We start from the raw sequence: 13,728 nt of genomic DNA, 5'->3' as shown, positions 1-13,728 counted from the left end.
AAATATAAAAAGTATGCCGAAGAGTATCCTTTTCAAATCATTGTGGGCCGTGTGCATCAAACGATGAGTGGAACCCAAATGATCCCATGGTTAGCCCAAACTCCCTGCGAAGGTATTTATATGCCGCTTAACAATGCTTTTGAGCATGAGATTCTAGATGCAAACCCTGAGAAAAAAGAAGGATTTGAGCTTAAAGCCAAAAAATTTAAAGCCAATACCTGGTGTGTCGGAACCACGCTCATGCATTCACAAGATGCAGCGAAGCTGGGCCTAAAAAGTGGGGATATGATTGAAATTGAGAATCCCTTAAAACGATCTGTTAAAAGCAAGGTTTTCGTCAGTGAAGGAATTCGTCCTGGAGTTGTGAAAATGGGCTTCGGTACGGGTGGACGTTTCAGTCCTGGACTCGGTGGAACCTATAAGCAAAAGGATTACACACCCAGCCATAACATGTTAGTCGACCCAGATAGCCTAAGCCCGCTGATGGGAATGCCCACTTATGCGGATATGGTCGTTAAGATTAAAAAGCTTTAATTTCCAAACGAAAAGGGGCTGATCAGTCAGCCCCTAGGCTATTTTAGATGTTGTATATTGCTTCAACTTAGCTCAAAGGAGGACTAGTGTATGGATTTGTCAATCCAGAATTTGAAAGCTCAAACTTATTTCTATAGTTTTTTTTCTACTTTCTTTAGAGAAAAGCCGAGCAACGAGTGGCTAAAATCAGCCCTTGAGCTTGTGGCCAGTTGGGATGAAACGTGCTCTCCGCTCCATCAGCAATTTTCGGAGAACATTCAGAAGTCTGGTCTTGATAATTACCTCAATACTTTATCGCAGGAGTATGAACGATTATTTTTTGCTCCGGGGCATGTCCTTGTTAATCTTTATGAGTCGGTTTACTGTGGAAGTGGTCTGCTCATGCAAGAAACAACTGTGAATGTCCGGCAACACTATCTTCGAGCGGGTTTGGTCGTAAAATCTTTGTATTCCATTCCTGATGATCATATTGCTACAGAGTTAGAGTTTATGCAGTTTCTCTCACAAAAGATATTTGAGCTTGTTCAGCAAGACGGTGTCGAAGAAGCTATTCAGGAAATTATGGTTTGGCAAAGTGAATTCATAAGTGAACACCTTCAGCAATGGATTCCGACGCTAGCCGAAACTATCAGGGCTAAATCAACGGAACCGTTTTTCCAACTCATGAGTATCGGACTGGAATCCCTAGTTGAAGAGTAGTATACATTAACACGATAGTTGCTCTAACAAAACGCAATTGTGAATTCGGCATATCCCCACTTATAAATCTTATATAATCAAGAGAGTCTTTCACCACTTTCGTGTGTGAAAGACTCTCTTTTTTGGGATAGCGCACCGCCAGATTTGAAAAACTTTAAGTTTTGTTACGCCCCCTATCTTTTGGTATTTTCCGCATGAAATTAACCCTCGTCGATATGCTCCAATCCCTGACGATAAAGTTATGCATACGGCAGCTCCTATCCAATCGTATGTATCGGGAATTTTCTTATCAATATCCATCCCCATAAGACTACAAGAAAAATGAAAACTCCTCCATAGACTGCATTAAACTTGACACCATAAAGAATGAGGATTAGTCCTCCAAGAATCCGTACCAAAAAGGCTTTGCTTTCCTAACCACACTAAGTAGCCATCCCCTATTTCGGCTAAACCAGCGAGATAAATAGTATAATTGTGCTAAACACGAATTAGCTCTCCTTAGTAATTGACTCCAAGAGGTGTTTTACGTTACCAATGCAACAAGAACCCTCTGGGTTATTTACCTCACAGCCACAAAGACCGGCCTTTGTATGTACGATTATCTCCTCTAAGACGGTAGTTCTACCCGTTTCCTCTAATTCTTGTAGCACTCTTTTCTTAGTCCATCCGAAACAGTAACAGACGGGGCAGTCTTCGTCTTCGCTTTTTATGTACACTTCGACTTTTATGTCCTTCGTTTCAAATACGTCTTGATTATCGCTAAAATAAACTACGGAACAGGCTTTGTTTGTACACATTTTATAAGAAGCTGAAGGTTCCAGTTTAGCAAATGCACTTGGCACTAACAGGCTATTCAAAGTAATTATTTTCATCAGTCTGCCCTTATCGCCGCACTCCGGGCAACTAAACTCAAAGTCAAATTTGATTGGTTCGATTTGAATAGCACAACAGTCCCCCATTTTTTCCACAACCTTTTCCAAATAGTTATGTTTCTTATATCACGCTGAAAGTAGGACCTACGGTCTGGAATATGACAAAGACAGTATTCCTTCTTTGGTTCACTTTTTGCTTTTGCAATTAATACTGATGAATTAATAAACGTTACAGTGTAAAAGTAGAAAGTTTTCGGATAAACCCTATCATTCGGTCTTATAAACTCTAAATTCATAAACAAATACGCACACTATAGCCCATAATCCACTCACGGTTAAACTTGTAACCATAGCACTAGGAGTATGGATACGGAGGTAAATCGGGCTAAGAGCTAAAAGAACTATGAGGACAATTCCGCAAATAAGAATAATAACTGGGGAAAGCCGCGATTTGTTTCGCCCGATTATATATCCTGTTACGGCGTAAAAAGAAATGGCGGCAAGCAGAAATCCTGAACTTGGAGCTTGAAACGGCGTAAGATTTTCAAAGATGTTGATATTTTCGCCACGGAAGAAAAACCGAAACAGATGATCAATAACTGTACCCCCTCCCCATGCTAAGGCCAAAGGAATCACATGTGACCATTTCTTAGTTGTAACTCGCAGGACAACCACTCCTAGCACAAACCAAAGCATTATTGAGAGATGAGTACCAAGTGCATTAATCCCTCGCATTAAGCCAACAACCAAGGGGGTAGACGTTATGTCCAACCAGGAAACAACGAGGTTATCGAACTCGCCTACCTCATGGAAAACAAAATCCTGAATTAGACCCATTAGTATGATAAAAAGCGTAATAAAAATGAGACCTCCAACCGTAACAAAAAAGCGCTGCTTACCTAGGGATAAATAACGACTAGGCAGTAGAGATAGTTGTTCTCGTAGCCAAGCCATTAAATGCTCGTGCTTCTTGTATAAATAGTAGAAGACTATAAAAATAACTACAGCCGTGGTTCCTAGCAACAGAGCATAGCGATGTATAATTGGTAAAAAAGTTTCCCAACGACTACCGAGGAGCCGACCAAGAGTTATAAAGAGGGTTGTCCACAAGATTGCTCCGAGATAAGCAAAGAAGGCGAAATTGCGATATTTTAATTGACTGAGTCCAGCGATATACCCGGAAAGATGGCGGACACCAGGAATAAAGTAACCTATAGTCAGGAGTTTCCCGCCATGCAGTTGATACCAACTTAGCACTTTTTCCAATCGTTGGCCTCCTGCATGTTTCTTCAGATGTCCCAAGACTTTCTGCTGAAAGAATTTTCCCAAAATGTAGGCAATAGTAATCCCCGTAGCACTACCCGTTGCCGCTGAAATAATGGCAAGAAAAAGGTTAAGCTGACCGGAATAAGTTAAGAAACCGACAAAGGTCATAAGAAATTCATCGGGAATAGGAAGTCCTAAAATGGAAGTCCCTAAAATAACGAATAATCCCGCATAACCATATTGCGAAATATAGTGGATTAGAAGCTGAGAAGTCATGGGTTACTCCTTCATCAAAGGCTAATGCCGAGTTTAAGACGCTTTGCGTCGTTTAACATGTCTCCAACCTATGGTTAAAGCTAGCCCTAGGCCAGTTAAGCCCATAGCAATGAGAAAAACAAAACCTATGAGTGGAAGACTAACCAGGGCGACAAATAATATTGATTGAGCTAACCATCTGGTAATAGCAGGGTACTCCAATATTCTTGGCGACAACACCTTGTTTCCAACAAATTGCATAACAGGAACAAGCCCAAGAACCGCTGCAATGACACCCAAGATGAGAATGAGAACGGCAATCGGGATACCAAACACCGTAAGGGTAAGTAACACCGCAAAAGAAACGAGTAACATTACAAAAGCCGTGCCTATCCCGAATAAACGGATAAAAGCTGTAGAGAGTAAGTTCTCAGATGAACCTAAACGGTTTCTCATGAAGTAACCCAACCCAGTAAAGAAAACTATGCCTAAAAGACTAACCACTACTCTCAGAACCCAAATCCCAAATAGCAAAGCTCCAGCAAGCAAGGTCTCATTTATTAGTTTTTCCGTAAAGTTGACTTCAAATACTCCCGTCTTGGCACCTTTCAACGCTGAATTGTAAACATGTCCACCCAGGTCAATGACCAAATCCACTTGGGCTGTTGGTTCCAAATATACATTGCCATTAATCACAAGAACGGCATCGGTCACACTTCCGGCAATCCGGGCGTCAGCCCCAACACTAAGAACTGTTTCAACAGAATGACCTTCGGGGACAGTAATGGGATTGCCCCCCACCTGCGTTACAATCGCATCCGCTAAAGCATAGTTGGGTAAAGAGAATAGTAATATGGAGATAATAATTATTCCTAAGCCAAATCTGTACACGAATCTCATAAAGACACCTCTTTCAAACGGCTTCCCCGTAATAATGCTCGAATCATATAGATACCGAAAACACTTAAAAAGAACGATGTAGCCCCAATTCCCCAACTGGTTGTCGTTGGCAATAGCATCAGGAGAACCGTTTTTACCCGCCAAAAAGCATAACCCGTTGCATAAAACAAATGAACGATTCTAAGAAGGAATGGTGACAAGAGAAGAAGCGGACTCCCCAACAAAACTAGAGTAATGAGTGTAAAAACACTCTGCTTGCTAACTTTTTGCTGCTCTTTCTCGACGGCGATAAGAATACGTTGTTCTAGGTCAATCGGCACTGGAGAGTTTTCAAGTGATCGCTGAAACCTTTCTTGAAGCATCTGAAACTCCCTCGCCACGTTCTGGCAATTCTGACAGGAAATCAGATGAGCCTTAATTTCGGCATGCTCGAAATTGCACAGTTCTCCGTCGATGTATTCAGACATCCGTTCTAGGCATTCTTGGCATTCCAACTTTATCACTCCTTTTCCCGTTCTCCTTCAGAGAGGATCTTCCTTAATTGCAACCTAGCAGTATGAATTCTTGATTTTACTGTCCCGACTGGAACCCCCAAAATATTGGCGATTTCTTCATAACTGTATCCCTGCCACTCTCTGAGCACCAATGTTTCACGATATTCGCTACTGAGACGCTGTAAAGCATCTCGAATAAGTAAATGTTGATCCAATTGTTGGCTTGTCTCTTGCGATACAATGTCTAGTTCCGAGTCGGCTATTGGTGTCGGATGCTGTTTCTTAAGACGATCAAGGCAGGTATGGGTAATAATCTTATTGAGCCAGGAGTGAAAGGCGTGAGGGTTACTCAGTTGCCCGATTGAACGGTATATTTTTAAGAAAACCTCTTGAGAGACATCCTCTGCCTCGCTCTGGTCTTGTAGTAAGGCAAAGGCGGTACGGTAGACATAGGGAGTATAGCACTTGACCAAAACAGTAAAGGATTGTTCATCTCCCGCTCTTATTTTTTCTATAAGTTTAATGTCAAACTCGGTCACAGCATTTTTCCATCCCCTCGCCCCATATACTTCGGGAGAGTTTAAAACAGTAAGTAAAAAGTCTATTCACAAATTATATATACCCTATCTTGGGCTGTCTTTTTGTTTGCAGATAGCTAATGATGCCTGGCATAATCGAGATAAAAATTATTGCAAAGATCACTAGAGTAAAGTTATTCCTTACAATCGGCAAATTTCCAAAGAAATAACCACCGAAGACAAATGAAGACACCCATGTTAATCCTCCGATTACGTTGTACAAAAGAAACCGCCAATACGTCATGGCCCCAATACCAGCAATAAATGGTGCAAAGGTCCGAATTATAGGAATGAAACGGGCGATAATTATCGTTTTTCCCCCATGCTTTTTATAGAATTGATTAGTACGCTCCAAGTTATTCTTGTTTAGAAAACGAACCTCTTTAGAAAAAACTTTAGGGCCAACCAATTGCCCAATTTGATAGTTCAGAGTATCTCCTAACACAGCAGCGAGTGTTAGGAGAATGATTAAAGTTTTGAGCTCAAAAGAGCCGCTCGCTACAAAGGCACCAGCTACAAAAAGCAAGGAATCTCCCGGTAGAAACGGGGTAATCACAAAACCTGTTTCAGCAAATAGAATTAAAAAGAGAATCAAGTAAGTCCATACCCCATAGTTTTGAATAACCAATCCCAAGTTCTTATCCAGATGCATAAAAAGGTCGACTATCGTTTTGATGAGTTCCAAAATATTTTCCTCCTCAAGGTGTTTTCAAGATTGCTTCTAAACAATAAGACGAGGCAAACCTCAGAAAAGTTCGCAACTTTTAATCCGGCTTATCGTCTTTTTATTTATTGCTCCCGAACTTTTAGCTATTTTAGGTCGTCTTATTAATTGAGTAAGGTAAAATATGAACTTGTACTTAAAATGGAGGAAAAATTATATGAATTTATTTGACCTTTCCGGCTACCACCTCATCAATCAATGGGCTGGACATCATCCGATTGTAGACAAAATTATGGCTTTCTTTGCCCAATATGCTTTAGAACTATATGTAGTGTTGTTTTTATTAGCTTGGTTTACTTTACCCAAATCAGAGTCAGAGAAACGTCACGCTCTGGTTGTGGCGGGATTTTCGGGTGTGTTAGCACTGGGCTTTAATGCTTTAATCAGTCAGTTATTCTTCCGGCCACGCCCCTTTGTTACTCTTCCAAAAGACACATTTACACAGCTTATCCCCCATTCGCTAGATACCTCATTTCCCAGTGACCACACATCAGGAAGTTTTGGGTTTGCTGCAGGGTCCTGGAGAAAAGCTTCATTTTGGGTAAGATGGAGTTTTACACTTTTGGCTATTCTCGTAGCAATTGCTCGTGTTTATACAGGGGTGCATTGGCCAACCGATGTATTAGCCAGTACTATAATAGGTATTGTCAGTGCCAAAATTATTTGGCTTATTAACCCTGTATTTGAGCCTTTGACGAACCTGGGTCTGCGGATATTCCATTATGGAAAATACGCCATAAGGAATTCAAACTGAGTCATTAAAATGTATAGATCTACTAATGAAAAACACTCTCGGGAGGGATTTGTGTTTGCATAATGCTCTTCTCGTAACATCTGGCAAGGCTAAGCTTCCCCATATTTGTCTATACTCTAACTGGAATAAGTTTAAAAGGTGAGATGCATGCGAAAAAAAGGATTGGTTTTAATCTTACTTGTGATTGGATTACTGGTCACAAGCGGATTTATCTTACAAAGCTACAAAAGTTTCAAGGTGCAAGAAGGCTTTGTGCCTTTGCCTTTATCTTTTGACCCCTATAATTCGAATTCTTCCTATAACTGGAACGGAAGTGTTGTCAGTATCCAGAGTGGGTTCATAAAGGGGGAAATAAAGGAAAATGGCAATGAGGAGAGCTTGCTACTTAGATCCCTTTCCCCAACACCAACAATAACCATAAAAAGCGGTAAGGAAAAATCATATAGGCTAAGATTGGAAAACATTAGCCCTTCTAAAATTGAAACTAGAGACGGGCTAGAAAATCTAAAGGTTATTGATCCGCACACTATTTCGTTTACTGTTGACTTAAAAGTAAACCAAGTGAAGACCATTAATTTTACGCTGAGAACTCGCGGGAATCCTGAAGTAGTGATTTTGGGAGACAATAGAAACGGCTATGGTACGTTTACTCAAATCATCAACCAAGTAAATGGAATTAACCCTGCCTTTGTCATTGATAACGGCGATCTCGTCTACGGAGGAGAACCTAACCGGTATAGGCTTTTTTATGAAACTGTTTCCAAACTTCAAGTTCCGCTTTATACTACCTTGGGGAATCATGATATCCGGGAGAATGGCCGGGAGATATATACCCAGCTTTTTGGGCCTCCTTACTATTCCTTTGATTATTTAAACAACCACTATGTTTTCTTGGATAGCTCAAGAGGGTGGAAGGAAAAAAGAGCCATTCCGGACGAAGAGTATCAATGGCTTGAAACTGACTTGCAGCATGCTCAAGGAAAACGTATTTTTGTTATTTCCCATATTCCTCCGACCGACCCCAGGTCTAACATCACACCAAATACATATCCTGAATTAGGTCAGACGCAAAAAACCAGCTTTTTGCAAAATGAAATGAATAAGCTAAGTGGTACCAGCAACATAGACCATGCCTTTAATGACAAGGAGGAAGCCAAAAGGTTTGAAAGTCTAATGACTAAGTATAAGGTGGATACTGTTTTCTTGTCTCACATTCACAGCTTTTTCAGTTTCGTTAAAGACAACGTAAGGTACATCATTACTGGAGGGTCTGGAGCCGAACTTCTGACCAAGGATAGCTATTACCATTACATTCGCGCTCATATAACTGATGGAGAAAATTACTTGGAAATCGTACAACTGCCATCACCACCCAATCAGATCTTCGATAGATATTTGGCAGCAGGACAGTTGTTCGCTAGCTCTATATATAAAGAATATACAACGCTAGTGTTAGCCATCGCTGTGTTCATAGCTTTGATAGTAGGCTGGATACTTTGGATATACCGCCAAAAGTGGTGGTCATATCTTAAACGTCTTGGTCTTTGGTTTTATGAAGTAGCTAAATTTTCCATCCTTAAGTACAAAGAAATAGTTAGAAGAGGATAATATTCAAAAAGCTCAAAGTGAATCAAGTCATCGGTAAGCGTGGCTATTATTTCGAACTACAAAAAAGGATTAAAGTTCTCTATTTTCAATGAACTTTAATCCTTTTCCTGTAAAATCCGAACATTAATATTGTAGCAGTTAACGCCATTGCTGAACCGAAGTAAAAAGGAGCTCTACTGTCAACTTTGTCGTATAGTACACCAGCTATAACACTTGCCGGAAGCAACGTGATCCCGATGATTGAATTGTATATTCCTAGTCCAGTGCCTCTCTTGTTCTTGTCAATAAGATCCGAAACCAACGCTTTCTGCACACCATCCGTTGCTGCACTGTAAAGTCCATATAATGCAAAAAGCAAAATCACTACCGCTTTATCGTTAGTTCTTCCAAAACCGAAGTATATAATGGAATAAAGTAAATACCCGAAGATAATGAGTCTTTCTCGACCAAATCTATCGGAAAGTATACCGGCAGGAACAGCAAAAATGACGGATACTGAGTTGAAAATCAGGTATACAAGAGGTATGAACAAGGCTTTTATACCGATGTCATTAGCTTTTACCAACAGTAGAGCATCGGTTGAGTTACCCAGGGTAAATATGAAAACAATAATCAAGAACATATAATATCTGATTGGAAAGTCCTTAAATGCAATTTTCCCAGGAAGTTCAGCTTTAATCTTCTTAGCCTCCCTGATAAAGAAAACTATTGCAAGAACCCCTAGTAAACCGGGTACTGCTGAAAGCTGGAATACCTTACGATAATCACCCGGGAAAACTGCCAGAACAGCAAAGGCCAATAGCGGTCCCACTATGGCTCCACTGTTATCCATTGCTTTATGAAAGCCAAAACATTTCCCTTTTTCGCACTCGCTTGATGATCCGGCTATAAGGCTGTCTCTTGGTCCAGTTCTTATTCCCTTTCCAACCCTTTCGGTAAATCGGATTATTAAAACCTGCAAAGGCGAAGTTACTATTGAAAACAACGGAGACAAAATTGCTGTAATAGCATAGCCTACTACCATGAAAGGTTTGTTTCTTCCAATCTTATCACTCCAACAGCCTGATAAAGCCTTGAGAACCGAAGCTGTACTCTCTGCTATTCCTTCGATAAGAGAAACCTCTGTCTTTGATGCCCCTATAGACATTAAAAATAACGGCATAATGGCATATATCATTTTTGTTGTTGTATCGGTTAGAAAGCTGGTTATCCCTGCAAAAAAAATGTTCCATTCAAGCCCTAAAACCTTTTTTTGCTTCTCGTTCTCAACACTCACCACCTATTCCCCCCTCAGAATTGTATATTGATAAACCATATCACTATAGTTTTCAAAAGCTTTTTTAACCTGTACCAGTTTTTCCTTTGCACAATCTCCTTGCAAAGAATAAAATATATCCCTTGCCTCAATCTTGCCATACCACGATAAAAGCTTATCAAGTTCTTCCTCTTCTTCTTCAACTTCTGCAAAAGTGAACTTTTCTATTGCGATTTCCTTTTCAATTTCCTTGAAATAATCCTCACACTTATCTATAAATTCTTTGTACTCCTCATCTCTTGCTTTATTAAAATAGGCAATAACTTTATCTTCATGCTCAAGATTTAAAAATTCACATTGCATCAATAGGACTTCACCATTTTTGACCTCAATCTCCTGTGAAATTGTCTGTAATGCAGAGTAATTATCATCATTATGGGGTAAGACCCACATTGATTGTTGTATGTTAACAGCACCGAGTTTTTTAAGACTTCTCCATGTTGCCACTCTTAATCTTGATGGTTCTGTAGGTAGGTTATAGTTTATTACCAGCCATTTTCCTTTTTCCATTCTTTCCACCTCTTTGTAACTTTCGTTACATTGAATATATCATGATGTAACATCCGTTACAATTGTAGATTAACTAAATTTTTACTCCTCTATTTCCTCCACCCTTATCCCACTCTAACTATATATCTATAATGAACCTCTTTACCATCGGCAGATAGATATGTCCGTTAATATTGTTCTCAAACAGGTCATGGGAGGATTCTGCTATCATAATATCCTTGTTTAACGATTCTCTGCAAAATTCCTGCAAAGGCTTCGGCACACACAAACCCAATTTATGGATGTCCATATCCTTGCAAGCATTTAACACTTGCAGATAGTCTTTTGCCTCATGGGGCAGGATGCTTCCGCAGAGCAGACGGATGTCCGCCTCTCTGAATATCGTGGGTGGTTCTTTGATTTCCCCGCAGTCGTAAATGATAAAGTTGTAGTCTTTATCCAGCTCATTGGTAAAATAGCAGTCAACACCGCCGACGGGATAAGCTTCTCCGTCTTTCTCCGCATCATAGATATTTACGATCCAGTTCAAATGCCGGTTGGTGTTAGTCTCCACATAGCAGGCGGAAGCCCCCCGCGCAATGAGCCAGGCCGCCAGATTAAAGGCGGTGACTGTAACGCCGCTCCGCCTCTGTGTGCCGGCAATGGCAATCTTCACATTTCGGCTGTTCCACTTGTATTTGACTATCTCTTTCGGCTTCGGGGCTTCTTCAAAGGCAGTATCCTGCTTAAAGCTTTCCGGTGGTCGCTTATACCTTTGCATACCATCCTCCGAAAGACACTCGGCAAGCTCATCCCTGATACCGTCTATGCTGCCCGCGGTCACAATATCCGTTACGCCGATATCCACCAGCCTGCCGATATAGGCATCTGCATTTGCCATATCCGAAAGGATGGGGATGATTCTCATATTCAGCATCATTTGCATGGATTGGAGGGCAACGATGAAATCATCAAGCTGTTCCTCTATACAGGAAACATCCACAAGGAAATACTTGCAGCCTATATAATTCCGCATGTCCTTTGCGGCAAAAAGCTTCAAGGAAAACCTGCCGATGAGCTTCTTTATCACAAGCTCCTGCCCCTCCATAAAGTCTGTCAGTCCGCTTTTCCCATTACTTGAAAGATACAGCAGCAACGCTAACACCTCCGTCATAGGGCTTGTTTTCCCGCTCTTTGAGATTTGCAGTAAGGAGCAGGATGATCCCGATCACCACAATCAGTACATAGATAAACAGTTCAATCAGTTTTTTGCGGTTATTCATGTTCTACCTCCGCTCTATAATGCTCACTCAAAATAAAGGGCTTTTTATTGTGATATAATCCAGAATGGGCCGCCCGCTCCGGCGCTTTTATGGGCTTCGTTCAGTATGATAGATAAATCCCACGCCTGTTCGCTGCGTTTTTTGCTAGCTGGGTCGGCCACCAAGGTTTTTCCCCCGGCGGTCACGCCCCTGAGTACGATGAAATGCCCGCTGGATGTAAAATGCCCCTTGCTCATAAGGGCAACCACCAGCTTACCGGAAGACAGGGCATCAACGATTTTTTGCGGTTCTTTTGCCGGACAGCCTTCCGCCTGCAAACCGAAGGCTTTTGCTGCGCTCGGAATGAGGGAATGATAGGAACCGCCGCCGGGAGCCCAATACCCGTTATCATAAGACCATTTTGCCATTTCTACCGGGTCAACCGTTTTATCCGTCAGGCTGGATACTACCATAGCCATTGCGGTGGGACCGCAGCCATACCCACCGATGTTGTCTGTCCCGAAAGGCATGTCTTTATATCGTTCATCTCCTTGGTTGTAGTAGACCACTGACGTGGCTCCATCGGTAAAGATCACGCCCTCATAGGATGTTACGCCGCTTTCATAATTCGTTGCCGCAAGGTATTGGTACATCCCGTAGTCGTTTTGCAGCCGCTCTACCTCGGTAATGGCCCGGCTATCGAAAAACTCACCCAAAAATTCCAGCGGGTGAGTAAGGATATAAACGAAGGCCGTCAGGATGAGAACTACACACAGCAAGGGGGTAAGAATAATAATCAGAAGCCTTTTTCTTGCTTCCTCATCAGATGCAAGCTTTAAGGCCGCCTGTACAAGAAGCTTTGCCGTTGCCGGATCAATTGCCATAAAATCAAATCACCTCCATTTAAAAGGCGCTCCTGAGGAGCGCCTTTACGGTTCATTGGGCTGTGTCGCTAGTGTTTATTAGAATCAGTTCGCACTTCAAAGGTATTGGGGTCAATCAGAATCACAGTCTTTCCCAGGGTGCGGGCAAAAGAAAGGATGTTGCCCGCGCCGCTGGATTTGCCGTTCCATACCGCAAGCACATAATTACTTTGCTTGACCATGTATTCCTTTTTCTTTTTGATGCAATCCTTAGTGTAATGACGTTGTAAAAGGGTTTCCTTATCGCATCGTTCCACAATAGAGAAGTACCTGTCACGCTGCGCTATCGTCCATTTTACCGCCTGATCCTCACAGGAAATAACGCACTCCAGGGTAATTTCGGGATAGTCTCTTTTGAGGTCAAGGACGATTTCTGCGGCAAACTGGCCGACACCTAAATCAACACCGCTGATGAAATGAGTAACTCCCAAAGCTTCAATCAAATGGACCGCCTGTTCCTTCAGTACCTGCTTCAACCGCAGGCAACCGGCGTTTTCTTCGTCAAACCCATTGGGAAGGATTTGAGGGCGGGGTCCCGCAAAGCAGCAGGCAGGCTTTATATTGGCTTCTTTAATAAGCATCGTCATTTCATGCAACCACCTTTCTCATAGTAATAAGGAATTAAAGCATATATTTTCTTACATTATATGGAATACGTTTCCCTATGTCAATAGAAACATATGCTGTAATTCCGTATAATGAACCGATGTATTGTCTATAATCATATATACAAGGTGGTGAATTGTAATGTATGAGGATTTGTTTTACGAAAGATTAACTAGGCTCCGCACACAAAAAGGGGTTTCCGCAAGGGATATGAGCCTGTCTTTAGGTCAAAGCGAAAGCTATATCAATAAAATTGAGAACAAAAAGTCGTTGCCGTCCATGACAGGATTTTTTTATATCTGCGAATATCTGAATGTCCCTCCAAAGGATTTCTTTGATGACGAAGTAAGCTTTCCGACAAAATTAAATGACTTAATTGATGAGTTAAAGAAGCTAAACGATGGCCAGTTGGAGCATCTTCTGGCTATTATTAAGGACTTAAAGACAAA

At 41.5% G+C, this 13,728-nt stretch carries 17 protein-coding genes and 1 pseudogene; 5 read left to right on the top strand and 13 right to left on the bottom strand.

Annotated elements, in window-relative coordinates:
* Positions 1-534: molybdopterin dinucleotide binding domain-containing protein (locus JL57_RS20305; protein ID WP_034143795.1), on the top strand; the 534-nt coding region annotated here is incomplete at its 5' end.
* 90 nt (positions 535-624) lie between these two features.
* Positions 625-1,233, top strand: a complete 609-nt coding sequence (locus JL57_RS20300; RefSeq protein WP_034143794.1) for a molecular chaperone — start codon at positions 625-627, stop codon at positions 1,231-1,233.
* 207 nt (positions 1,234-1,440) lie between these two features.
* Here JL57_RS20300 and JL57_RS36555 read toward each other — a convergent pair.
* The 7 genes and pseudogenes from JL57_RS36555 to JL57_RS20265 all read right to left on the bottom strand — a co-directional run.
* Positions 1,441-1,718, bottom strand: a pseudogene (locus JL57_RS36555) (hypothetical protein); the annotation flags it as partial.
* Positions 1,719-1,721: 3 nt separating this feature from the next.
* The gene (locus JL57_RS20290) at positions 1,722-2,213 is read right to left on the bottom strand and encodes a putative iron-sulfur cluster-binding metallochaperone (protein ID WP_291300338.1); all 492 of its coding nucleotides are present in this window, start codon (positions 2,211-2,213) and stop codon (positions 1,722-1,724) included.
* A 159-nt stretch (positions 2,214-2,372) separates the two neighbouring features.
* On the bottom strand, positions 2,373-3,647 hold the full coding sequence (locus JL57_RS20285) for a DedA family protein (RefSeq protein WP_034143793.1): 1,275 nt from the start codon (positions 3,645-3,647) through the stop codon (positions 2,373-2,375).
* Positions 3,648-3,680: 33 nt separating this feature from the next.
* The gene (locus JL57_RS20280; RefSeq protein WP_034143792.1) at positions 3,681-4,526 is read right to left on the bottom strand and encodes a hypothetical protein; all 846 of its coding nucleotides are present in this window, start codon (positions 4,524-4,526) and stop codon (positions 3,681-3,683) included.
* Entirely contained in the window at positions 4,523-5,020 is a 498-nt protein-coding gene (locus JL57_RS20275) for an anti-sigma factor (protein WP_291300337.1), read from the bottom strand. Before JL57_RS20275 ends, JL57_RS20280 begins: the two co-directional genes overlap by 4 nt.
* A 5-nt stretch (positions 5,021-5,025) precedes the next feature.
* Positions 5,026-5,559, bottom strand: a complete 534-nt coding sequence (locus JL57_RS20270) for an RNA polymerase sigma factor (RefSeq protein ID WP_034143790.1) — start codon at positions 5,557-5,559, stop codon at positions 5,026-5,028.
* 73 nt (positions 5,560-5,632) lie between these two features.
* Complete coding sequence (locus tag JL57_RS20265; protein ID WP_034143789.1) at positions 5,633-6,283, bottom strand: DedA family protein; 651 nt, start codon at positions 6,281-6,283, stop codon at positions 5,633-5,635.
* A 196-nt stretch (positions 6,284-6,479) separates the two neighbouring features.
* Here JL57_RS20265 and JL57_RS20260 point away from each other — a divergent pair, with 196 nt between their 5' ends.
* On the top strand, positions 6,480-7,076 hold the full coding sequence (locus tag JL57_RS20260) for a phosphatase PAP2 family protein (RefSeq protein WP_034143788.1): 597 nt from the start codon (positions 6,480-6,482) through the stop codon (positions 7,074-7,076).
* A gap of 147 nt (positions 7,077-7,223) precedes the next feature.
* On the top strand, positions 7,224-8,684 hold the full coding sequence (locus JL57_RS20255; RefSeq protein ID WP_034143787.1) for a metallophosphoesterase: 1,461 nt from the start codon (positions 7,224-7,226) through the stop codon (positions 8,682-8,684).
* Positions 8,685-8,769: 85 nt separating this feature from the next.
* Here JL57_RS20255 and JL57_RS20250 read toward each other — a convergent pair whose 3' ends face one another.
* The 6 genes from JL57_RS20250 to JL57_RS20230 all read right to left on the bottom strand — a co-directional run bounded on the left by JL57_RS20250 (position 8,770) and on the right by JL57_RS20230 (position 13,260).
* Entirely contained in the window at positions 8,770-9,960 is a 1,191-nt protein-coding gene (locus JL57_RS20250; RefSeq protein ID WP_034143797.1) for an MFS transporter, read from the bottom strand.
* A 3-nt stretch (positions 9,961-9,963) separates the two neighbouring features.
* A complete protein-coding gene (locus JL57_RS20245) occupies positions 9,964-10,509 on the bottom strand; it encodes a Chromate resistance protein ChrB (RefSeq protein WP_034143786.1) in 546 nt (181 codons plus the stop codon).
* Between the two features lie 118 nt (positions 10,510-10,627).
* Positions 10,628-11,644 (bottom strand): hypothetical protein, encoded by a 1,017-nt coding sequence (locus tag JL57_RS20240; RefSeq protein ID WP_034143785.1) that lies wholly within the window; start codon positions 11,642-11,644, stop codon positions 10,628-10,630.
* Entirely contained in the window at positions 11,622-11,771 is a 150-nt protein-coding gene (locus tag JL57_RS35010; protein WP_197079365.1) for a hypothetical protein, read from the bottom strand. Before JL57_RS35010 ends, JL57_RS20240 begins: the two co-directional genes overlap by 23 nt.
* 44 nt (positions 11,772-11,815) lie before the next feature.
* Positions 11,816-12,634, bottom strand: coding sequence for a C39 family peptidase (locus tag JL57_RS20235; protein WP_034143784.1), 819 nt, complete (start codon positions 12,632-12,634; stop codon positions 11,816-11,818).
* Positions 12,635-12,702: 68 nt separating this feature from the next.
* Positions 12,703-13,260: an SLOG family protein gene (locus tag JL57_RS20230; RefSeq protein ID WP_291300336.1), complete on the bottom strand. Its 558-nt coding sequence runs from the start codon at positions 13,258-13,260 to the stop codon at positions 12,703-12,705.
* A gap of 160 nt (positions 13,261-13,420) precedes the next feature.
* On the opposite strand from JL57_RS20230, the gene JL57_RS20225 reads away from it, so the two are divergent.
* Positions 13,421-13,728, top strand: a 308-nt coding sequence (locus JL57_RS20225; RefSeq protein ID WP_034143783.1) for a helix-turn-helix domain-containing protein, incomplete at its 3' end; no start/stop codon positions are given.

The sequence above is a fragment of the Desulfosporosinus sp. BICA1-9 genome (genome assembly GCF_000802135.1).
Note: the sequence above shows the minus strand (reverse complement) of the source record. Positions and strands in the feature narration are given on the sequence as shown.